The organism is Gemmiger sp., from assembly GCF_057431175.1.
Genome location: NZ_DBMDDV010000020.1, coordinates 32,734 through 55,066, shown reverse-complemented (window position 1 = coordinate 55,066; position 22,333 = coordinate 32,734). Strand labels below are relative to the sequence as shown.

Below are 22,333 nucleotides of genomic sequence, written 5' to 3'. Positions count from 1 at the left end.
GGTAGATGCCGGCTTCTCTTTTTATTATGGCCCGTTGGTCAAGCGGTTAAGACAGCGGCCTCTCACGCCGTTAACGTGGGTTCGATTCCCGCACGGGTCACTTGCTAAAAGCACCAAAATCTGACGATTATTCGTTTGGTTTTGGTGCTTTTCTCTTTGCCTGCATTGCGCATACCACACTTTTACCGCACTCGCGTAATTTTGTCAAGAGGTGGTGCCGGGGGAGAGGGAGCGTCTGTTGTTCCCGCGCACAGTATAAAAGCGAAGCGAACAGGCAGTAAAGGGGCTTTCGCGGCATATCCTCGCTTTACAAGTTGGGCTGTGGTATTCCACGACCCCTTGACAGCCCGTTCATTCGCTTTTTGAAGGCAATCGCGGAACAAACAGAAATCATATCCCGATGTGTATGGGATAGTTTTTCAATTTGAAAAAAGTCTCCCCCTGCCCGCGTGATGGGCAAGGGGAGATTGTGTGTTTATGGGGGTATATTAGGAGAAAGTCACGCACCAGACTTCGACGCCGTAAGCTGTATTAAAGGTGCAGGCAATACCCATTTGGGTGTAACCGGGGGTCATAATGTTTGCATAGTGGCCAGAGCTGTTTTTCCAACCAGTGCAAGCGGCAGACGCACTTGTTGCACCAGAGCACAAGATTTCCGCAGTTGTTGCACCATCATGGGAGAAAACATCATTTGCAATAAGGTAAACGCATCTATCGTGTGCGATACTTGACAAGGAACTGCTTACAGTAAGGGCAGGCAGACCGCCCTCTGCGCGCATGGTATTGATATTGTTTGCAACAGCCCAGTATGCAGAATCGGAAGAATCAATGTTCCACCATGTTTCGCCATCGGTGGCGGGGTCCATTGGGAGAGCGCCGTATTCAAAGCTGGAAGATGCGGCGGGCGCGGAAGACTGAGCTTGTCCACCGTCAGACGTAGAACCGCTGTTACTGGAAGATGTGCCGTTGCTATTGCTTGTGGCGTTTGTGGTGTTGGTTGCCTTGGTGCTGACCGTGACTTCACATTCTGCGGTCACACCGTTGACCTCAACCGTAATAGTTGCTGTACCATCTGCAACGGCGGTGACATTGCCCTCTGCGTCCACCGTGGCAACGGCTTCGTCACTGCTGGTGTAGGTGACATCATCGGCAAGGGCTTCTTCGGGGGCTACGGTGTAGGTAAGCTGTGCCGTACCATCTGGCCGCAGGGACAATGCAGTGTAATTTAATTCGATGCTTTCGATGGCAGGCAAAACCGTGACCTTGCAGGCGGCGGAAAGTGCCGTGCCGTCAACAGCGGCGGTAATGGTCGCATCACCAGCCGCCACCGCCGTGACCTCGCCCACATCGCTGACTGTGGCGACAGCGTCATCGGAAGAAGTGTAGCTGATGGCAACGTGTGTCGCATCATCGGGCGCAACGGCGGTTTCCAGCGTAGCGGTTTCGCCAGCCGTCAGTGTCAGCGCGTCCGTTGTGGTAATGTCGGTAGGCGTGACAATGACCTCAATCGTCTTACTGGCGGTAATTTTGCCGTCCTTGCTAGATAGCGCAACTTCTGCCGTGCCTGCGCTGACAGCCACCATATTGCCGTTTTCGTCCACCACCAAAACGGCGGGGTCGCTGGAAGTGTAACTCATGTCCAGCGTGTCCAGCTTTTTGGCAAGAGCGGCGCTTTCGGGTGTCGCACCGTCAAAGGCATACTCTGGTGTGGCAGTGAGCGTTGTGCCCTTTTCCATGCTATCAGGTAGATTCAGCGTGACGCCTGTCACATTAACGCCACAGCCTGCCAGACTGACCGCCAGCGCACAAGATACAGAAAGCGCTAGGAGCTTATGCCGAATAGATTTCATAAAAAACATCCTTTCATTTTTTGATTGCATTGTAACATGGAGTGGTAATAGATTCAATACTTAAATAGGGGCTTTTTTAGAAAAAGTTAAGGAAAAAGAGAAAGTAAAAAGAAAAAAGTGTCGGGCGCGATCCTCGCGCCCGACGTACTATAAATTAAGGAAGAACTATTTTACAAATTTTTACCCGGTGGGCAAGAAAAATTATAGGCCTGAAATTCTGTGCCGTCCGAGGAAAGAAAGCGCCCCGGAATCTTGGGCAGATTGGCGGCATCGCCAGTGCCTAGAATCGTCATACTGCTTTCCTTGTCTGCACAGTGAGAGGTAATGCGGATTTCCATATTAGCCTTTAGAGCACCTGGAATACTGCCAACATCACTACGCTGACAGATGCAGATTAGATGCACATGAGCCGCACGGCCAAGGCGAGTTATAGTCAAAAGGTGTTGGACGACTTGGGCGATAAAATCTTTTTCCACCTTGCTCTTGCCAGTAGGGTCTAGTAAGCAGTTCGCTTCATCAATGACAACAAAAATCGGTGGTTGTGGTTCCACGCCGGGCAACACATTATAGTCGGAAATCTTTGAAATCCAAGCCGAACGGCATAGCTCCATGCGCCGGGCGATTTCGTCAACCACAGATTGTAAACCGTCTAATATTTCTTCGTTGGTATCAAGGCAGCGGCAGTCCTCGCGTAAGTCGCGGTAGTCAACATATCCTTTTTGGTCTACCAAATAAGTGAAAGCACCCTTGTTGACAATCTGATAAATAATCCAGCGGGATAAAATGGTTTTGCCGCCACCAGTTGCGCCCGCAATCAGCATGTGCGGTAGGCTATTAAAATTGATGCTATATTCGCCAGCATAAGAAATGCCGAGCTTTACGACAAAGTCATCAGGTGAAAAGTTAGGAGCGGGAATTTTTGTAGGCAAAGAGCCTTTTGCGGGAAAAGCGCGAAATTCAATTAGAGTGTCCGAACCGTCAGAATAGTCAATACTCAAAACGTGGCAATCAAAAGCGGCTTCCAAGTCTTTCTGACGTTCTCGCCAAAGGTCAAGAGAAATTCCTCGGCAATGAAAAATGTATGTAATCACGCCGTCAGAAATGGAGCGGCTGACAAGCCAAGGACAGGCCCCTGCGCTGTTGCAAAAATTGATTGTAGAGAAATTGTAAAGTGTGGAAAGGCGGTGCAAATCTGAAAAAGGAAAGACAAGCATCACAGTAAGCAATACATCGATGAAAGCGTAGAGGGGCAATAGGGCGAGAAGCAAATTTGGCGGAACAGATATAATTTGCAAAACAGGAGCAAGAAGAGTAAGGACGAAGTAAAGAAATGCTTTTGGTGGAGATGAAGCGATGCGGTGTACGCCGTCAGAAAAAGTGTTGATAATGTAGTAGATGAAAGTTCCAATTTTAGTTGATGTCAAATTAGTCATGATTATTCAATCTCCTTTTTGGTAAAGACTTTTTTGAATAAAAATCCGAGAATGAAAGTTGAGAGTAGGGGATAAGGGGAATTTTACATTTCGGTGAATCAAAACATTTATTGAGTGGGCTGTCTTTAGAAAGCTCGATGAAAGGCTGAAAATCAATCCATTCCAGTGTACCCAGTCTTTCGGCTTCAGCGAGGTCGATACATTCTTTCTGGAGTTTTGTAGCAGTCAGATAGTTGTGTATCAAATTTAATTGTATCCGAGAACTAGCGACTTCTTCGGGAGATGCAAGAGCATCGCTTCTGAAAATCACATAATGCGGTGTTGAATCGTAAACAGTGCTTAAATGGTCTATTATCTCCGAGGGGGTGTGGTTGCAACCGTTAATATAAGTGGTTATAACTACAAGACGTTGACTTTCGGTTGCTTTTTTGGCGCGATTTCGGACGGGAAGATATGATTCTTGATGCATCACATGATGCGATTTTGTCACGGCGGCAACGGAAAGCATGTATTTGTTATATTCTCCCAACTGACGAGAGTAGTCACAGTATTCTGGAAAATAGTAAGTGGCTAACCGCTTTGCACGAGAGAGACCACGCGAAACCCAATAACGAGATTTGAAAGGCACGGAGCCTATTTCCTTGGAAATATACTTGACAACGTAACTCGATGCTTTGTCCAAATCAATGACAGGCTCCAACGTATTGTAACCAAAAAGACGCTCCCATTCCCGGCAATGAAATACCGGGCTGCCCTTGCGAACTTTTTCGCAGATTTTTATTGGAAGTTTTTTCGAGCCGTTGACGTCTGACATTGTATATGGGATGCAATCCGAGGAAGGCATGCAAGACACAAAACCGTGTAAATGAATTGCACCGTCCTTGTGCATTTCCGGAACGAGTAAATATGCGAAACCGGGACAGTGTGCAGAGCCATTCTTGCGCTTTCTACGCCAACGCTTGGCCATAGCTTTGATAATATCTTGCAAACCGTCTGGGGTGTAGCGATTTTTCCAAAGCTGGGGAGAGAGCGTAATTGTCACGAAGAATTGCCACGGATTGCAAGCGGCTAATTCACGAACCGCACGAATTGAACGGCTGACAGAAGTACGGATAGATTCAGCTTGCCGCTCATCTTGTGTGCGTTCATCTGGAAGTGCCCAGCCAGATGCGACATTATAATTATGTACATAATGTGTGTCAACGCCGGGAGCAATACAGGTCGGGCGATAGATGACCTTAGTAGTGTTGCCCATTCCATATACCATGATGACGTTAGTTTCCATCTTTGGGACGCATCGCATAATGGGCAAGCCGGTGGAGTCGGTAAGAGATGTGGGCATATAATGATAATTGTCAAGAATAGAATCCATAGATAGTATACCTAAAAAGTTGACGTCCCTAAGATGTTACACTGTCAAGTCCCCCTGCGATAGCGGACGAACCGCGACAAAAAATATAGCTGACAGGCTATGCACCTTGCAGGCGCACAGCCCGCCAGCGCGAACTCAAGCGTTAGTCAAGCACTTCGACAGTGTCAACCTTGCCGTAGCGATTGTAGTAGAGTTTTACTTCGTGCCCCAACAGCGAAAAGGGGTCAATGCCGTTCATCATGGAGAGCTTTCGTTCACTAAGATAAAAATGTTCAGCCGATTGACCCTGTCCATGCCGTGGGTCGATGGCGTCTGAAACATAAACATTGTAGCCTTTAATCATTTCGCCAGTTTTGGTCGGAAAGTCTGACTTGCGAATACCAATAATTTTCATTGTAATTATCTCCTTAGTAATGTGTAGAAATTGTAAGTATCGATGGAATAGGTTAATCAGCACATAGGCATCACCCCCTTTAATTTATATCGCACGTATTATACCAACATTGCGTTGGGGTCGGCGTATTGCGTAGATCCTGCCAAGGCAGGACCTACGCAATACGCCTTTCTGCCGCGCTCAACCTGTTTGTTCAGTTCAGCTTCAAGTATGTTCACAAGAGCATCTGAATCACCGTCCATTGAGTGACTGTATACACCCAGCGTCATACCAGGGTGTACATGACCCATCAGCTCATCTAGTTGCCATAAGGGGAGAGCGGTCTTGTAAATTGACGCAAATGTGTGGCGCAGCTCGTAAGGAGTGACGTAAGAAATATGATTGTGTGTGCAATAGCGTTTCCATCGAAATCGATAAGTGATTTCTGAATAGTCGCCAAAAACCCGCTCGGAAGCAGAGTGCTTACCACGAAAAGCAGCTTGTGCCGCGAAGAGTGCGCGTGTATGCTCGGTTTGGGGGAGGAATCGGTCAGCAAATTCATTTTTTCCATGACTTTGCCGACCTTTTTCATCAATAGCGCGCTGGATGTGTATGTAACTATCTGTAATGTCGCCCCATTGCAGACCCATGATTTCACCGGGGCGTAATCCGAGTGCTATTCCTAACCGATAAGCATTTACCAAATCATCAAAAACTTCCTCCCCGCGCAAAAATGTATTGTCGCTAGTGAAGACACGGTAAATTCCAACAGCGGTTAAAGTTTGCTTATGAGATTTTTTTGCACCCCTTGGAATCTTAACAGAACGAACACTTAAATCATTTCGGATGTCGCAGTCATCAAGATAATGACAAAAGCCTGAGAGAACACCGCGAATGTTTTTCAAAGTTTTTTCGCTTAGTTTCTTAGAATACGCAAGGTTGATGACGCGTCGCAGGTCTTGGCGTGTTAATTGCAAGACAGGAATATTACCAATTACAGGGGCAATGTGGTTTTTGTAGTAGTTGCGCAAATTATAAATATCGACTGTAACGGCTTCTTTATCGCAAAAGAAATTCTGAAAAACTGCATCTGTTGTGACAGTATAGCTTTTTGTGGTCTTACTACTGCCGTTAATCCATGCGAGGGCTTTTTTGGCGCATTCACGGCGGCCAGCATCACCTGCTTTGCTACTATAAAAAGTTTTTCGTACATTATTAATTTGTAAATCTAAGCGGTATCCACCAGTGTGGCGGGGCTTGACTTTGCTCATTAAATTTTTTTGTGTGTAGATGCTATTCATTTGATACTCCTTTGAGTCGTTCTGTTGGTCGAATAAATAATTGATAGTAGTCTTCTGGTGAAAGACCTAATTCTTGACCGATTCTTGCTATTTCGTAAGCATCAAACATACAAAGCCCTTGCATACGAGAAGACATTTGCTGTTGCGAAAGACCAATCTTTGCGGCGATACTTGTATCGGTTTCATCACGCAAAATGATTCTTGCATGAAGCTCTTTGTATGGTTTGATGTGTAGCTTTCTCATGTCTTTTCTCCTAATCATGCTCGAAAAAGTTATCTTTTTTGATTGTGATGGTACTATACCAACGCTTTTTGCTTGAGCCAAAGTAAAAAACATGATTTTTGGGCAAAATTTGATTACAAAAAGATTACAAATTCATAAAAAGGAAAATCCCCCTTTCCTGCGCAAATTACAGGAGAGAGGGAAAGTGTGGGAAATACCACAGTTTCACACCGCAGTAAAAACCATTTAAGCGGGTTATCGACAATGTAGAAAACTTGACTGCACGTTGAAACGTAGAAAAACTATGGTGCAATGTGTCAAGATTAAATTCGATTCCCGCACGGGTCACCAGGAAGCTCAACTTCGCAAGAGGTTGAGCTTTTTTCTTTTTATTATATATGTTAAGGAGTAGAGGAGTGCAGGAATCGAAAAGCCCGGGCCCCGCGTCCGCGTACCGCGGGGCAAAAACAGCCCTGCGGGCTGTTTTTAGGGCGCGGGAGATTCCCACACGAGCGCGAACGTAGAGGGAGTAGAGTAAAGCAACGCGGGGTTAGTAGGGCCGTAAAGGCGAAGGTGCGCGGGCGGATATGGAATCCGCCCCTACGGTGTGAAAGGGAGGGGGGCGATAGAGATACAGTGGAGGGCCGGGCGTGCCCGGCCCCTACCGGGATGCGAAAAGTTTAAGTGCTGGTAGAGGCGAAGCTGCCGGGAGGGATGAACCCGTCCCCTACGAGCCTAGAAATCGGTCATTCATCCCGCTTCAATGACGTTTTATCCATGATTGCCCCGCTGACGTCAGACAGCGTGCTAGAATAAAGCCACAGTAAAAAACACAGAAGCGGAGGAAATAACGATGAAACAATGTCCTAAATGCGGTAAGATGCTCAATGATTCTATGGCGTTCTGCACACAGTGCGGCACGCCCTTGGCGAATGCGGCTGCCCAACCTGCACCCCAGCAGCCCCAGCAGCCGGTCTGGCCTGCATCGCAGCCTGCCCAATCCGCGCCCCGGTTCGCCCAGCAACCCACCCAGCAGCACTACTACGCACCTGCCAACCCGGTGCTGAACACCGTAAAGCAGATGGCAACCTCGCCGCTGTTTTTGGCGGCGACGGCTGCCCAGAGCGGCATGGTGCTGTTCAACATCATCGCGTCCATGGCGGGCACAAGCGGCCTGCTGGGGACGGTGGGCACCTATCTTTCGATGATCCTGAGCCTGGGCGGGTACAGCTCGCGGGAGGCATCCGGCCTGTTGGACGGCATCGGCTCGCTGTTCACCGGGGCGTCCCTGGGCGCGACCTTGGTGGGGCAGTGCCCGGCTATCCTGATCGCCGTGGGCCTCTGGCTCATCTACCTTGCGGAGGCTGGCAAGATCAGCACAGCGACGAAAAGTACCGGCTTTACCCTCGTCAAGATCAGCACCATCATCAGTCTGGCCGTGAGCATTCTGGGCCTGGTCGTGGCGGAAATTTTGGCCATCATGATCACCGCAACCGCGGCAAAATACGATGATTCCGCGATTGGCGGCGGCATCATCATTATGCTGCTTCTGCTGGTCGTCATGGGCCTGGGCATCCTGATGAACAGCAAGACCCTGAGCACTCTTGGCGTGATGGCGAAAACCGCCCAGACCGCGCAGCCCTCGGACAAAATCTCAACCTTCGTGGCGGTCATCAGCTTCCTCAACGGCATCGGCGCCGTGATCGGCATGCTGGGCTTCGGCAGCGTTCCCTCGGTGCTGAGCAGCCTGTGCAATGCGGTGGTCTGCATCTGCTTTGCCGTGTTCCTCTTCCAGTATCGCGACAAGATGCGTGCGCTGATGGCAGGCCGCACCGCGCAGACTGTCTAAAAGCACAGCCGGCGCCCCTACATAAACTACCTTGCGCAGGAACCTTTCCCCAAAGGCCCCTGCGCTTTTTTGCTGCGCGGCGGCGAGCAATCTGCTGAAAATTACTGTACAATTTTGGAAGATATGCCCAAAGCAATTTGGTTGCAATGCGGCGGGATTTTCGGTATACTGGTATACACAATATACAAAATAACCTGAAGTTCCGTCGAAATTTCAGGCGGAAAGCCGGACTGCCGTTGAAAAAAATTAGAATACAACGTGTGAGTGTCTTTGATATCGCGGTCACGCTGCATGACAGCGACCTTGCCATGTCGGACGCCGAGCAGATGCGCAAAGCCCAGCAGCTGGTCTGCAACAGCCAGTATCAGAATATGCGCAACGACGTCACCAACAAAGTGACGGAGGGCATTGAGAGCCTGACAGAACTGATCCGCAGCAACCAGGGGCGCGCGGCGACCATCTTTACCGACCGCGAGAACCCCGGCCAGAGCATCTTCAAGGATGCCGATCAGGCGTTGTACCAGGTCAAACAGAATGGCAGGCACGGCTGTGGATTCTATTAAAAAGTGGCTGCCCCGGCTGGCGGATGCGCTGTTCCCACGGCGGTGTCCCTTTTGTGGGGCGCTGCTGGGCGCGGATGCCTTGCAGGGGACCGTCTGCCCGGCCTGCGTGCCCGAAGAAATGCGGCTGCAGCACATCCCACCGCGCCTGCCGGAAGGGGAGCACAGCTTTTATGCCCTGAGCCAGGCTGCCGCAGCCTACTATTATGCCGACACGGTGCGCAGTGCGATTTTGCGCTGCAAGCGCGGCGGCAGCCCCTGGCGTGCCCGGGAGCTGGCCGACCGCATGGCGGTGTTGGTGTTCGGTGCGCTGCCCGCCAGGCGGGTGGGCGGGCTGCCGCAATATCTGGGCGTCGCCATGCTGCCGCTGTACAACTGCATTGTGCCGGTGCCGCCCCGCCAGCCGCTGCCCGGTGTGCCTGGCCTGCCGCTGCTGCTGGCGCGGCGCTTGGGGCAGGTGTTGGGGATCCCGGTGGAAACGCCGCTTTCGGTCCGCCCCGGCACCCGCCCGCAGAAGGAGCTGACCCGGGACGAGCGCCTGCAAAATGCCCGGGGCGCGTTTGTCTGCCACCCGGGCGCGGATTTGACCGGCAAGCGCGTGCTGCTGGTGGATGATATCATCACCACCGGGGCGACGGCGTCGGCCTGTGCGCTGGCCCTGCTGCAAGCCGGGGCCACGGATGTGACGGTAGCCGCCGTGGCTGTGGCGGAGGAGCTGCCGAAAGAAAAGCGGAAGAAAACGAAATGAGACTGTATGCGCCCACCTCCGCGCGGCGCGGGGGTGGGATTTTTTGTGCCCGCCGGATTTTTGGGCAAATTTTATGGGTGTGCCCTCTTGCCAAGCACATAAATATTTTGTATAATTAAATTTGTCTGTACTATGGTTTTGAACGTTTAAGCGAGGTTTTCAAATGCTGACAAAATACCTGAGTGTGTTCTTTATTTCGATGGTCCCCCTGATCGAACTGCGCGGCGCGATCCCGGTGGGCGTGGCCATGGGCCTGCCGCTGTGGCAGGTGTACATCATTGCCATCATCGGCAATATGATCCCGGTGCCCATCATTTTCTTCTTTGCCCGCAAGGTGCTGGAATGGGGTGCGGGTAAGCCGGTCATTGGCAAATTCTTCACCTTCTGCCTGGAAAAAGGCCACAAGGGCGGCGAGAAGCTGAAGGCCAAGGCTGGCCGCGGCCTGCCCTGGGCGCTGCTGCTGTTCGTTGGCATCCCGCTGCCGGGCACCGGTGCCTGGACCGGCACGCTGGCCGCCAGCCTGCTGGATATGGATTTCAAGTCCAGTGTCCGCGCCTGCATGGGCGGCGTGCTGCTGGCGGGCTGCATCATGGGTGCGCTGAGCGTGCTGGGTGTCTCCGCCTTCGGCGCGGTCGTGGCGTAAATGCCCCGCAACTATCGCCCCGGGCTGGATGTGGTGCGGCTGGCGGCGCTGCTGCCGGTGCTGTGCTACCACTATTGCATCGAGGCCGCGCGGCTGGGCTTTGCCGTGCCGACGGCGCTCATTGGGCGCGGTATGGCTGACTGGGTAGAAATCGGGCTGGCGTGGTTTTTTCTGCTGTCGGGTGCGGCACTCTGCCTGCAATGGCAGGGACGGTTTGACGCCCGGCGCTACTTTGTGGGACGTGCGGCGGCCACCTACCCGGCATTCTGGCTGGGGTTTGCGGCGCTGTTTGTCTACGGTGAGGTCCTGCACGGCAACAACGCCGATATCCCGCGCTGGCGCGTTGTATTTTCGGTGCTGGGACTGGACGGATATTTAGCCCCTGTGACCGTCACTTTCTACAAAATTGGCGAGTGGTTTTTGGGCGTTATCCTGATTTTGTATCTCGTGTTCCCGCTGCTTTTGTGGTGCATGGAAACACCGCTGCGCCGCAGGGCGCTGGGCGTCTTGATGGCGGTGCTGGCGGTTGTCTGGCCGCTGGTCTGCCCTGCGCCGTGGGAGGCCGGGCACACAGTGTTGGGCCGTTTACCTGCGTTTGCACTGGGCGTGTGGTTCGGCAGTTCATTAAAAAACGACGTGCAACCGTCCTATCGCATTTGTGTCGGACTGGCGGTCTGCCCGCTTTTGTGGGTAGATGCGGTCCCGCGCCTGGCCGTGCTGCTGGTGCTGGCGGCGGTGCTGTTCTGGGCGGTCTATGCTGCCGGGCAGCGGCTGCCCCGGCGGTTTTGCCCTGCCCTGCGGCGGCTGGCGGGCTGGTGCTATGGCGTGTACCTTGTGCATCACGTGCTGCTGACGCTGGTGTTCTTGCGGGTCGCGGCGCGGTTCGATCTGCCGCTGACCGGGATGTTCCCGGTGTATCTGGTCGTCAGCTTTGCGCTGGCGGCAGTGCTGATGGCGGTGAGCGGGCCAATCAGCAAGGCCATAAAAAAGCTGGCATAAAAATAAAGGACGCATGACCTTAACGGTTGTGCGTCCTTTTTTGTGTGGTGGGTGGCGATGGGGAGGTGTGCGGGAGGGATGAATCCCTCCCCTACGGATTGGCCGTGAAAGGGATTTTTCGATAAGTTGCGGGCCGGGCATGCCCGGCCCCTACAGAGCGATAAGAAGTTTATCGCCGCGGGGGTTCGGGGGAACACCCGACTCAAAAGTGAAGGAAGGGGCGGGGGCGTTAAGCGCGAACAGTAATACTGCGTTCGCGTAGCCACCGCCCCTTCCGACTTCCGCTTTGGGGGTCTCGGGGGCGTATAGCCCACGAGGCGCGGGTTCGCTGCGTCGCAACAGCGAGACTTTTCTTTGTTACTTTCTTTTGGTCACAAAAGAAAGTAAGACCTCCCGGGAGGCTGCCGTTAATCGGTCACTGCCGCGCCTGCAGCGCGGCCAGCAGCGGGGGAATCAGCTGTTTTTTGCGGCTGACGACGCCAGGCAGCTTGGCAATATCGCCTTCCGGCTCAACATGGAACGCATCCCGGATGATCTCCTCGGCGTTGTGGCCGTAGAACATCAAATCCGTACTCTGGGTCTTCATGTCAGTGAACATATAGAAAATCAGCGGCAGACCCTCGCGGCGGCTGGCCTCGGGCAGATACGGCTCCACCAGCGCCTCAGCGGCGGCGCGGGATTTGTCGGTCATGTAGGTGGACTGGCCGACGCCGAACTTGACGTCGCCGCGGCTGAACGCCTTGAAATCCGAGCTGAACACATCCTCGGCTGTGCGGCCGGTCAGGTCCGCGCCCGCTTCAAACATCTGCTCGGCGTAGATCTGGATATCCTCGCCCGCGATCTCGGCCAGCGCCTTGGCGGTGGCCTCGTCCTGCGGGGTGGACGTAGGCGAGCGGAACACCAGTGTGTCGGACAGAATGGCCGACAGCAGCAGGCCCGCGATCTCGCGGCTGGGCGTCAGGCCCTGCTCGCCGTACATCTGGTACAAAATCGTTGCTGTGCAGCCCACCGGCACATTGCGGAAATAGACCGGCCCGGTCGTTTCCAGGCTGCCGATGCGGTGATGGTCAATGATCTCCAAAATATCCGCCTGTTCCAGACCGTCCACGGCCTGGGTGCGCTCGTTGTGGTCAACCAAAATCAGCTGCTTGCGGTGCAGGTTCAAGAGGTTACGGCGGCTGACGACGCCGCAGTACTTGCCGTTCTCGTCCAGAATCGGGAAGTAGCGGTGGCGCACGCTGGCCATGACCTTTTTCGCGTCCTCGATCGGCGTATTGACGCTGAATTTCAGCAGCTCTTTCGTGCGCATAAAGTGGCGCACCGGCGCGGCGGTGGAGATGAGCCGCGCGGCGGCGTAGGTGTCGTAGGGGGTTGCCAGCACGGCGCAGCCCTTCTCCTGGGCGCGGGCCACGATGGTACGGGGCACCGCCGAGCCGCAGCAGACGATGATGGCCTGTGCACCGCAGTCGATGGCGCACATCTGCGTCTCGTACCGGTTGGAGACAAGCACGATGTCGCCGGGCTTGACCAGTTCTTCCATGATTTCCGGGCTGGTGCCGATGCAGATGACGCCGCTGTCAATGTGGGCGTCGGCGTTGCCGACGATGAGCTCCGCTTCCAACGTCTCCAACACATTTGTGCAGCGGGTGTTGGCGGCGGCCAGCACGGCCGTGTCAAACAGATCCATGTTTGCGTCGGCAATGTCCTTGATGGTGATAAGGCCTTGCAGCTCGTTCTCGTCATCGACGATGCAGAGCGTGTCGATTTCCACATCGCGCATCAGGTTCCAGGCGGCGCGCAGGCTCATTTCGCCGTCAATGCCGGCCTGCTTGCGGATGTCGATATCTTTAATTTGCGGGCTGACATCGGTACACAGGCGCGGCGGCTCGACGCCGAAATGCTGCAAAACAAATTTCGTCTCGCGATTGACGTGCCCGGCGCGGCGGGCCTCATACAGGCCGGTCAGGCTGCCGCGGTTTTTCAGCCACGCATAGGCCAGCGCGGAGCAGATGGAGTCCGTGTCCGGGTTCTGGTGACCAATGATATTGATGTGGCGCATCGTATTTGCCATAGTGGTTCCCCTCATTGCATGATTAGTGTAAAATATAACTATAATATTCTGTATTATAGCACACTTTTTTGCGTTTTGCGATTCTTGACAAATTGAACATAATAGCGTATTATAAAATAGTATGTGGATATTGGGGTTATACCCCTGCAAATATCAGTATATCGGCATTTCTAATTTGAGAGGGAACGTATATGATTCAGGAAAATCTCCGCAACGTTGCGATCATTGCGCACGTTGACCACGGCAAAACGACGCTGGTCGACCAGATGCTGAAGCAGTCCGGTGCTTTCCGTGCGAACCAGCAGGTCGCCGAGCGCGTCATGGACTCCGGCGATATCGAACGCGAGCGCGGCATCACGATCCTTGCCAAGAACTGCTCCTGCGAGTACAACGGCGTTAAGATCAACATCGTCGACACCCCGGGCCACGCGGACTTCGGCGGCGAGGTCGAGCGCGTTTTGAAGATGGTCAACGGCGTTCTGCTGCTGGTCGATGCAGCCGAGGGCTGCATGCCCCAGACCCGCTTTGTTCTGCAGAAGGCTTTGCAGCAAAACCTGTCTCTCGTCATCGCGGTCAACAAGATCGACCGCCCCGACGCCCGCATTGCGGAAGTCATCGACGAGATTCTGGAGCTGCTGATGGACTTGGGTGCTACCGACGAGCAGCTGGACAGCCCGATGGTCTTCTGCTCCGGCCGTAACGGCACGGCCAGCTATGACTGGACCGATCCTTCCTCCGGCACGGACCTCAAGCCCCTGTTTGACACCATCCTGAAATATGTGCAGCCGCCGGAGGGTGAGCCTGACGAGCCGCTGCAGATGCTGGTTTCCAGCGTTGACTACAACGATTTCGTCGGCCGCATGGGCGTTGGCCGCGTGCAGAACGGCGTTATCAAGGTCGGCAGCCCCATCCAGGTCTGCGACTGGCACAACCCCGATGTGCATATGAGCGGCCGCATCACCAAGCTGTTCGACTTCAAGGCCAATGGCCGTGAGCCGATCGAGAGCGCCCAGGCGGGCGATATCGTCGCCTTCGCAGGTCTGCCCGATATCTCCATCGGCAACACCATCTGCGACCCCAGCAAGGTGCAGCCTCTGCCCTTCGTCAAGATCAACGACCCCACGGTCGAGATGACCTTCTCGGTCAACGATTCCCCGTTCGCCGGCAAGGAGGGCAAGTACGTCACCTCCCGCCAGATCCGTGACCGCCTGATGCGCGAGCTGCTGAAGGATGTCGCCCTGAAGGTCGAGGATTCCGCCACCAACGATTCCTTCCGCGTCATGGGCCGCGGCGAGATGCATCTGTCCATCCTGATCGAGACGATGCGCCGCGAAGGCTATGAGCTGCAGGTCAGCCCCCCGCACGTTCTGACTCACGAGGAGAACGGCAAGGTCATGGAGCCTATGGAGCGCGTTGTCATCGACGTGCCCGAGATCTATCAGGGCAACGTTATGACCGCTCTGGGCGCGCGCAAGGCCATCCTGATGAATATGCAGATGATGAATAGCCGTTCCCGCATTGAGTTCCGTATGCCCAGCCGCGGCCTGTTCGGCTATCGCAGCCAGTTCCTGACCGACACCCACGGTGAGGGCATCATGAACACGATCTTCGACGGTTACGAGGAATGGTGCGGTGATATCCAGACCCGCTCCACCGGCTCCCTCATCAGCTTTGATACCGGCGACGCCGTCACCTACGGCCTGTTCAACGCCCAGCAGCGCGGCACCCTGATCGTCAACGCCGGCGAGAAGGTCTACGCGGGCGAGGTCGTCGGCTACACCCCGACCGGCGAGGATATCACGGTCAACGTCTGCAAGACGAAGCACCTGACCAACACCCGCGCCTCCGGCAGCGACGACGCCCTGCGTCTGGTGCCGGTTTCCAAGTTCAGCCTGGAGGGCTGCCTGGAATTCCTGGCCCCCGACGAGCTGCTGGAAGTTACCCCTGAGAACCTGCGCATCCGCAAGCGCATTCTGGACCACGACCTGCGCATGAAGGCCGCCAGCAAGAAGAATAAGTAATTTTGCACGATACAGCAAGAGCCGCCCCCGAGTGGAGCGGCTCTTGCTTTTTTATTTACGATTCTGCGGTAAAACATTGCCGCATTGTGGGGGCGGCACATGTGCCGTCCGCGCGTGTACGGAAAACGGTCGTTTATGGGAAGTCCTCGGGCGGCATATATGCCGCCCCTACTGTGCCCACATCTGCACGGGTTGGTAGTCGGTGCTGCCTGCCAGATAATCATCCAGGTCGATCAGTCCATAGGCATCCACCGTGTAGCCGCCGCGTTGGGCGTAACCGTCAATCACAAGCACACGGCCATCCCCGGTCACGGCGATGGGGCGGCCGTAGTTTTCCTCGATACCATAGGCGGCGTTCAGCGTCGGGTCGTGGCAGGGTACGTTGTACATCTGGCCGTCGGCGATGTTATAGATATGCAGCGCGTCCGGCGTGCTTTGCAGGAACACCAATTCCAACTGCCCGCCGCGGCTAAAGCTCTTCGGGCTGTTAAAGGCACCCACACAATCGGTGGCTTCCTCTGCGTACAACTCCTGCATGGTGCCTGTCGTGAGGTCGTACCCCAGCAAAAGCTCTTTGTAGTCGTCGCCATCGGGGCTTCCCTGCACAAAGTACAGCATATCTCCGCGATATCCCAGGTAAGTTTTCCAACCGCCGTCCGGGTAGAAGTCGTCGGCAAACAGCTTTTCCAGCGTGTTCGACGCAAGATCGTATAAATCATACTCCATCAGGGAGTTTTGCAGCACGGCCTCAAACATTTCGGCATCGGTGGGCAGCGGCATGTCGGAGACGATGCGGGTCAACAACACCTTGCCGCCCGCACCGCCAAGCACGGTATGTATCTGTGGAATCGACGCGTCCCACGTTGTAACCTCTCCGGTTTGCCAGTCCAAGCGGGCAACATAGTTGTCGCGCAGGACATAGGCCGCATACTCGTCATAAACAGTGGGCGTAATTTCCTGGCTGGCAGTCCGTTCTTCACTGCGGCCATCCGGGTAAAAAGTCTTGAAACGAAACTCTGATCCGTCCGCGTTCGACAAAAACATGCGAACTACATTATCGTTTGTGACAAGAAAATCGGAGTGGGGGGTATCGGCAATATCGAGCGACATTATCTTGGTCTGCACACCGTCGGCATAGTCCAGCTTCAGCCCTGTAAGCTCGGTCGTGTCCACGTCGCCATACAGCGTGTAATAGGCTGTGTCCGTGTCACGCCGCCAGTCATCACACAGCCGCAGCTCCCCCACCGGGAACTGCTCCGCGTCCGCATTTTCCTCGGTTGCCGCTGCCTCGGCGGGCGGGTCGGCGGCGGCAGGGACGGTTGCTGTCTCGGTCGGCGCAGCGGTGCAGGCGGTCAGGGCCAGCGCAGCCGCAAATACAAGAGCAAGTTTTTTCATGGTGATTCCCCTTTCTGGTTTGATTTGCGGGTAGTATACCATGCGGTTGTGTCCTACTTGTTACACAGAAGGGCGATTTTGGCAGTATTTACAAATTTTTTTGTTAAACTGTGCGCCGAATAAATACACTTGACTTTACACAAAAATCATAGTATAGTAATAAAGTCACCCGCATTGCGGCGGGGTATTGGGATGTGAAAGAAATAGGGGGTCAATATGACGGCATTTACCACGTTTGTTGAGCAGTTCAGCGATATTGTCTGGAACTCGTTTCTGCTGTTTTTGCTCGTAGGCACAGGCATTTTCTTTACGATTCGGCTGCGGGGCGTGCAGGTGCGCCGCTTTGGCGAGGGCTTCCGCCGCGTGTTCGGCGGGTTCACGCTGCGCGGCAAAAAGGCGGACGCCGAGGGCATGAGCAGCTTTCAGGCGCTGACGACGGCCATTGCGGCGCAGGTGGGCACCGGCAACATCACCGGCTGCGCTACGGCGCTGGTCAGCGGCGGCCCGGGTGCACTGTTCTGGACCTGGATGTCGGCGTTCTTCGGCATGGCGACCATCTATGCCGAGGCCGTGCTGGCGCAGCACTACAAGACGACCGTGAACGGCCATGTGACCGGCGGCCCGGCGTACTACATCCGGGCGGCATTCAAGGGCAAACTCGGCAAGATTCTGGCGACCGTGTTCTCGGTACTTATCATTCTGGCGCTGGGCTTCATGGGCAACATGGTCCAGTCCAACTCCATCGGCGACGCATTCCACAACGCCTTTGGCGTGAACCGGCTGGTGGTGGGCGTCGTTGTGGCGGCCATTGCGGCGTTCATCTTCCTGGGCGGCGTGCAGAGAATTGCCGCTGTAACGGAAAAAATCGTACCTGTCATGGCGGCGTTTTACATTGTGGGCTGCATCGTTATCCTGGTCATGAACGCGAAGGTCCTGCCCAACGCTTTGAAGCAGGTGTTTGTGCTGGCATTCCAGCCGCAGGCGATGGCAGGCGGCCTGGCCGGTGTGACCGTGCAGCAGGCTATGCGTTTTGGCGTGGCCCGCGGCCTGTTCTCCAACGAGGCGGGCCTTGGCTCGACGCCGCATGCCCACGCGCTGGCAAAGGTCAAGCAGCCGCAGGATCAGGGCGCAGTGGCAATTCTGGGTGTGTTTGTCGACACGTTCGTTGTGCTGACGCTGACCGGCCTGGTGCTCATCACGTCGGGGCTGATCCCTGAGGGACTGACCGGCACGGCGTTGACCCAGGCTGCGTTCAGCCAGGCGTTCGGCGGGTTTGGGCCGATTTTCATTGCGGTGTGTATGTTCTTCTTCGCGTTTTCGACGATCATCGGCTGGTATTTCTTCGGCCAGTCGAACTTTAAAACGCTGTTCGGTGAGAAGATGCTGCCGGTGTACAGCCTTATCGTGGTCGTGTTTATTTTGGTTGGTTCCACGCTGAAAGTGGATTTGGTGTGGGCGCTGGCCGACCTGTTCAATGGCCTGATGGCTGTGCCCAACCTGCTGGCCCTGCTGGCGCTGTCGGGTGTGGTCGTGGCGATCGACCGGAAGTAAGAACGGATGGATAGATAGGAATAAAGCAAAAAATCCTGCCGATGAAAGTGTCGGCAGGATTTTTTGTATGATGGAAGGGGAAGGGGCGGTAAAGGCAAACGGCCCGGGGCGTCGAGGAAGCCGCCCCCCCTACAACTAAAGTGGTGAGTTGCAGTAAGGGCACTGTGCGGCGGCCAGAGGGCTGGCCGCCCTACAACTCTACATACTTTAGTTTTTCCCTAAAGTGCGCGGGGGAACACCCGACTTCCTCTTTGGGATTCCTAGGGGCGTGGGTATGCTCCGTCGAAAAATATCTCCCGGGAGACTGCCGTTTCCACTTTAGCAGAGCACCTCGCCGTGGCGAATCACCTTCAGGATATCCAGCTTATCGTCAACGAGGACAACATTGCCGATCCGCCCGGCATCCAGGCTGCCGTAATCGGCATCGATGCCGATGCTGCGGGCCGGGTTCAGGGTAGCGGCGCGGACGGCACTCTCGAGGGGGACGCCCATCTCCAGCACCGCACGCTTCATGCAGTCGAACAGGCAGGTCGCACTGCCCGCAATCGTGCCGGGCTGCTCGGTCAGGGTCGCGCGGGGACCGCGCACCGTGACAGCCTGGCCGCCCAGGCTGTACTGGCCGTCGGGCAGGCCGCAGGCCATCATGCTGTCGGCAATCAGGATCACATGGTCGTCGCCAAACGTGTTAAAGGTAAACCGCACCATGGCCGGGTGGATGTGTACGTTGTCGGTGATCAGCTCGACCTCGGCACCTTCTTCCAGCGCGGCAATGATGGGGCCCGGCTCACGGTGGGTGATGCCCGGCATCGCGTTGTACAGGTGGGTCATGTGGGTGGCACCGGCGGCAAACGCGGCCTTGGCCGTGTCGTAACTCGTGCAGGTGTGGGCGATGGAAATACGCACCTCGTCGCGGCATTCCTTGATGAAATCCAGGTTGCCCGGCTCCTCGGGGGCTACGTCCACCAGCTTGATCAGCCCGCCGCTGCGCGCCTGCAAACGGCGGAACATCGCAGCGTCCGCGCCCATGACGTACTTCGGGTTCTGGGCACCGACCTTCTTCGGGCTGATGTAGGGGCCTTCCATGTTGATGCCCACCAAATCTGCACCGTGGTCGTTCTTGTGGGCGGCGGCCACATCCATGATGCCGCTCAGGATCTCCTCGCTGAAAGTCATCGTGGCGGGGCAGATAGCGAGAACGCCCTTGCTGGCCTCAAAGTCGGCGATGGCCTGCAGGCCTGCCTCGTCAGCGTCGCAGAAATCATGGCCGACCGCGCCGTGAAAGTGGATATCCACAAGACCCGGCAGCGCGTAGGCACCACCTGCGTCGATGATTTCCTCGCCCTCCTGGGCCGCCGCGCCAAACACGATACGGCCGTTACGGATGATGAGGTCTTTTTCCACAAAGCGACAGCCGTCGCTGTACACTTTTGCATTTTTGATGATCATAGCAGTATTCCTCCGCTGATCAGATCTCGCTCAGAGCTTCCTCGTCACCGACCAGGATGAAGTCGGGGTGCATCTGCAGGATGCTGGCGGGGACCTCCGGCGTGACAGGGCCGAAGAACGCCTTCTTGACGATGTCGGCTTTGCCCTTGCCGTTGGCGACCATCAGGACCTTGCGGGCCTGCATGATGGTCTTGATGCCCATGGTGTAGGCCTGCTTGGGGACCAGGTCGGCGTTGCCGTCGAAGAAGCGCTTGTTGGCCTCAATGGTCTCCTCTTTCAGGTCAACGCAGTGGGTGCCCAGCTCGAAGGCCTCGTTCGGCTCGTTGAAGCCGATGTGGCCGTCGTTGCCGATGCCCAGCAGCTGCAGGTCAACGCCGCCGACACTGTGGATGATGGCGTCATAGCGGGCGCACTCGGCCGCAGCGTCGAGGTTCGTGCCATCGGGCAGGTTGATGGCCTCGGGGCGGATGTTCACATGGTCAAACAGGTTGCGGTGCATGAAGCTCCAATAGCTCTCGGGGTGCTCCTTCGGCAGGCCGCGGTACTCGTCCAGGTTGACGGTCGTGACCTCGGAGAAGTCGATATCGCCCTTGTTGTACCACTCGACCAGCTGCTTGTAGGTGCCCACGGGGGTGCCGCCGGTAGCCAGGCCCAGCACGCAGTTGGGCTTCATGATGACCTGGGCCGAAATGATGTTGGCGGCCTTGCGGGACATATCGTAGTAATCTTTTGCACGGATGATCTTCATAAGACAATACCTCCTGTTTTTTCGGGGCGCGTTGCCCCGGTTCTCCTATCTTCATTATACCACGCTGCGGGTGGGATACTATAAGCAGAAATTGCTTTTTATCCCAAAATTCCGCAGCAGTTTTTGCTATGGTAAAAATAAAAGCCGCGGGTGGGCTTGACGCCCGCCCGCGGCGGATTTGATAAAGGGAACCAGACCTTTACCTGGCAGTGCTGATTTTTACAGCATCTTCTTCAGCTCGTCATACACGAACTGAACCTTGGGGCCGATAACGACCTGGCAAGCGGTCTTGCTGGGGCGGATAACGCCGGCAGCACCAGCAGCCTTGACGGCCTTCTCGTTGACAGCAGTGCTGTCCTTGACCTCGAAGCGCAGACGAGTGGCGCAGTAGTCAACGTTGGCAACATTGTCCTTGCCGCCGACAGCAGCCAGAACGCCGGAGGCGATGGCGGTGAAGTCGTTGTTGGCGAGGGTGATGTTGGCCTCAGCAGCCTCGGCATCCTCGTCCTCACGGCCGGGAGTCTTCAGGTCGAACTTGACGATAGCGAACTTGAAGACCAGATAGAAGACAACGAAAGCGGCGATGCCCAGAGGGATGATCATCCAGGTCTTAGCATGTGCGGGCAGGCTGGCGGAGAAGATCAGGTCGGTAGCACCGGCGGAGAAGCAGAAGCCTGCGCGGAAGCCGGAGTAGTAGGTGATGATGGTGAAGATGCCGTACAGAGCAGCATAGACAACATACAGGGGGAAGCAGAGGAACATGAAGCCGAACTCGAACGGCTCGGTAACGCCGCAGACGAAAGCGCAGATAGCAGCGGAAACAACCAGACCGATAGCAGCCTTCTTGTTCTTGGCAGTCTGGACCATGGCCAGAGCAGCACCGGCAATACCGAACATCATGCAGGGGAAGAAGCCGGACATGTACATGCCGAGGTCCCAATTGACACCATTCTGACCGGTGACATCGCCGGCCCAGTAGTGGCTCAGGTCGCCCAGACCGATGGTGTCGAACCAGAACACGTTGTTCAGAGCGTGATGCAGGCCGGTGGGGATCAGCAGACGGTTCAGGAAAGCGTAGATGCCGGCGCCGATGCCGTTCATCTTGGCAATGCCGTTGCCGAGGGCAACCAGAGCGCCGAAGATGACGGGCCAGACGAACAGCAGAACAACGGAAACCACGATGGAAACAACGGCGGTCACGATAGCAACGCTGCGCTTGCCGCTGAAGAATGCCAGCCAGTCAGGCAGCTGGGTGTTCTTGAACTTGTTGTAGCAGGCAGCACCGATGATGGCGGCCAGGATGCCGATGAAGGAGTTGCCGGCGATCTTGCTGAAAGCAATGTAATCGACGGTGCCTTCCTCCAGCGTGCGGACAGCACCGACAACGCCGGGGCTGAGCAGCTGCTGCATCATCAGGAAGCTGACCAGACCGGCCAGACCGGCAGTGCCGTCGTGGTCATCAGACAGACCGACGGCAGCGCCGATGGCGAACAGCCAGGCCATGTTGTCGATCAGGGCGCCGCCGGCCTTGATCAGCAGGAAACCGAGAGTGTAAGCGAAACCGGAAGTTGCGCCCTCAGCACCCATAACAGCGGGAGCGAAAGCGTAACCAATGCCCATCAGGATACCACAGACAGGCAGTGCAGCAACGGGAAGCATAAGAGCTTTGCCGAGCTTCTGCAGATACTTCATCATAAAAGCATTCCTCCAAAAATTGTGAGTGGGTCTTTCCCAACTCGGTGCGGGGCCG

General features: G+C 55.5%; 18 protein-coding genes and 1 tRNA gene. 8 read left to right on the top strand and 11 right to left on the bottom strand.

What is annotated here, in order from left to right:
• The first annotated feature begins 28 nt into the window (after positions 1 to 28).
• Positions 29 to 100 (top strand) — tRNA-Glu (locus ACZO0A_RS08520).
• Between the two features lie 388 nt (positions 101 to 488).
• Here the strand turns inward: ACZO0A_RS08520 and ACZO0A_RS08515 are convergent.
• From ACZO0A_RS08515 to ACZO0A_RS08490, 6 genes are all read right to left on the bottom strand, one after another.
• Entirely contained in the window at positions 489 to 1,850 is a 1,362-nt protein-coding gene (locus ACZO0A_RS08515) for an Ig-like domain-containing protein (protein ID WP_302376490.1), read from the bottom strand.
• Positions 1,851 to 2,020: 170 nt separating this feature from the next.
• On the bottom strand, positions 2,021 to 3,283 hold the full coding sequence (locus ACZO0A_RS08510) for a hypothetical protein (protein WP_302493112.1): 1,263 nt from the start codon (positions 3,281 to 3,283) through the stop codon (positions 2,021 to 2,023).
• On the bottom strand, positions 3,276 to 4,655 hold the full coding sequence (locus ACZO0A_RS08505; RefSeq protein ID WP_337757207.1) for a rolling circle replication-associated protein: 1,380 nt from the start codon (positions 4,653 to 4,655) through the stop codon (positions 3,276 to 3,278). Before ACZO0A_RS08505 ends, ACZO0A_RS08510 begins: the two co-directional genes overlap by 8 nt.
• A gap of 142 nt (positions 4,656 to 4,797) precedes the next feature.
• On the bottom strand, positions 4,798 to 5,049 hold the full coding sequence (locus ACZO0A_RS08500) for a hypothetical protein (RefSeq protein ID WP_302376493.1): 252 nt from the start codon (positions 5,047 to 5,049) through the stop codon (positions 4,798 to 4,800).
• Between the two features lie 98 nt (positions 5,050 to 5,147).
• Positions 5,148 to 6,329 (bottom strand): tyrosine-type recombinase/integrase, encoded by a 1,182-nt coding sequence (locus ACZO0A_RS08495; protein WP_302376495.1) that lies wholly within the window; start codon positions 6,327 to 6,329, stop codon positions 5,148 to 5,150.
• The gene (locus ACZO0A_RS08490) at positions 6,322 to 6,573 is read right to left on the bottom strand and encodes a hypothetical protein (RefSeq protein ID WP_302376496.1); all 252 of its coding nucleotides are present in this window, start codon (positions 6,571 to 6,573) and stop codon (positions 6,322 to 6,324) included. The genes ACZO0A_RS08495 and ACZO0A_RS08490 overlap by 8 nt, the downstream gene beginning before the upstream one ends.
• A gap of 832 nt (positions 6,574 to 7,405) precedes the next feature.
• Between ACZO0A_RS08490 and ACZO0A_RS08485 the strand changes: the two genes are divergently transcribed.
• The 5 genes from ACZO0A_RS08485 (at position 7,406) to ACZO0A_RS08465 (ending at position 11,351) form a co-directional block, all read left to right on the top strand.
• On the top strand, positions 7,406 to 8,401 hold the full coding sequence (locus tag ACZO0A_RS08485; RefSeq protein ID WP_302376514.1) for a zinc ribbon domain-containing protein: 996 nt from the start codon (positions 7,406 to 7,408) through the stop codon (positions 8,399 to 8,401).
• Between the two features lie 260 nt (positions 8,402 to 8,661).
• Positions 8,662 to 8,964 carry a hypothetical protein gene (locus ACZO0A_RS08480; RefSeq protein ID WP_302376517.1) on the top strand — a complete coding sequence of 101 codons (303 nt, stop codon included), beginning with the start codon at positions 8,662 to 8,664 and terminating at the stop codon, positions 8,962 to 8,964.
• On the top strand, positions 8,951 to 9,709 hold the full coding sequence (locus ACZO0A_RS08475; protein ID WP_291209302.1) for a ComF family protein: 759 nt from the start codon (positions 8,951 to 8,953) through the stop codon (positions 9,707 to 9,709). Before ACZO0A_RS08480 ends, ACZO0A_RS08475 begins: the two co-directional genes overlap by 14 nt.
• 163 nt (positions 9,710 to 9,872) lie before the next feature.
• Entirely contained in the window at positions 9,873 to 10,352 is a 480-nt protein-coding gene (locus ACZO0A_RS08470) for a COG2426 family protein (protein ID WP_215693025.1), read from the top strand.
• Positions 10,353 to 11,351, top strand: coding sequence for an acyltransferase family protein (locus ACZO0A_RS08465; RefSeq protein ID WP_302376519.1), 999 nt, complete (start codon positions 10,353 to 10,355; stop codon positions 11,349 to 11,351).
• Between the two features lie 415 nt (positions 11,352 to 11,766).
• Here ACZO0A_RS08465 and ACZO0A_RS08460 read toward each other — a convergent pair whose 3' ends face one another.
• Complete coding sequence (locus ACZO0A_RS08460) at positions 11,767 to 13,422, bottom strand: putative manganese-dependent inorganic diphosphatase (protein WP_215693021.1); 1,656 nt, start codon at positions 13,420 to 13,422, stop codon at positions 11,767 to 11,769.
• A gap of 191 nt (positions 13,423 to 13,613) precedes the next feature.
• Here ACZO0A_RS08460 and typA point away from each other — a divergent pair, with 191 nt between their 5' ends.
• Positions 13,614 to 15,443, top strand: coding sequence for a translational GTPase TypA (gene typA, locus ACZO0A_RS08455; protein WP_302376523.1), 1,830 nt, complete (start codon positions 13,614 to 13,616; stop codon positions 15,441 to 15,443).
• 168 nt (positions 15,444 to 15,611) lie between these two features.
• Here the strand turns inward: typA and ACZO0A_RS08450 are convergent, their stop codons facing one another.
• Positions 15,612 to 16,838 carry a hypothetical protein gene (locus tag ACZO0A_RS08450; RefSeq protein WP_302371341.1) on the bottom strand — a complete coding sequence of 409 codons (1,227 nt, stop codon included), beginning with the start codon at positions 16,836 to 16,838 and terminating at the stop codon, positions 15,612 to 15,614.
• A gap of 216 nt (positions 16,839 to 17,054) precedes the next feature.
• On the opposite strand from ACZO0A_RS08450, the gene ACZO0A_RS08445 reads away from it, so the two are divergent.
• A complete protein-coding gene (locus ACZO0A_RS08445; RefSeq protein WP_215693012.1) occupies positions 17,055 to 18,389 on the top strand; it encodes an alanine/glycine:cation symporter family protein in 1,335 nt (444 codons plus the stop codon).
• Positions 18,390 to 18,707: 318 nt separating this feature from the next.
• On the opposite strand, the gene nagA is transcribed toward ACZO0A_RS08445, so the two are convergent.
• The 3 genes from nagA to ACZO0A_RS08430 form a co-directional block, all read right to left on the bottom strand.
• On the bottom strand, positions 18,708 to 19,835 hold the full coding sequence (nagA, locus tag ACZO0A_RS08440; protein WP_215693010.1) for an N-acetylglucosamine-6-phosphate deacetylase: 1,128 nt from the start codon (positions 19,833 to 19,835) through the stop codon (positions 18,708 to 18,710).
• A gap of 19 nt (positions 19,836 to 19,854) precedes the next feature.
• The gene (nagB, locus tag ACZO0A_RS08435; protein WP_215693008.1) at positions 19,855 to 20,583 is read right to left on the bottom strand and encodes a glucosamine-6-phosphate deaminase; all 729 of its coding nucleotides are present in this window, start codon (positions 20,581 to 20,583) and stop codon (positions 19,855 to 19,857) included.
• A gap of 219 nt (positions 20,584 to 20,802) precedes the next feature.
• Positions 20,803 to 22,278: a PTS transporter subunit EIIC gene (locus ACZO0A_RS08430; RefSeq protein ID WP_486846210.1), complete on the bottom strand. Its 1,476-nt coding sequence runs from the start codon at positions 22,276 to 22,278 to the stop codon at positions 20,803 to 20,805.
• Between the last annotated feature and the right edge of the window lie 55 nt (positions 22,279 to 22,333).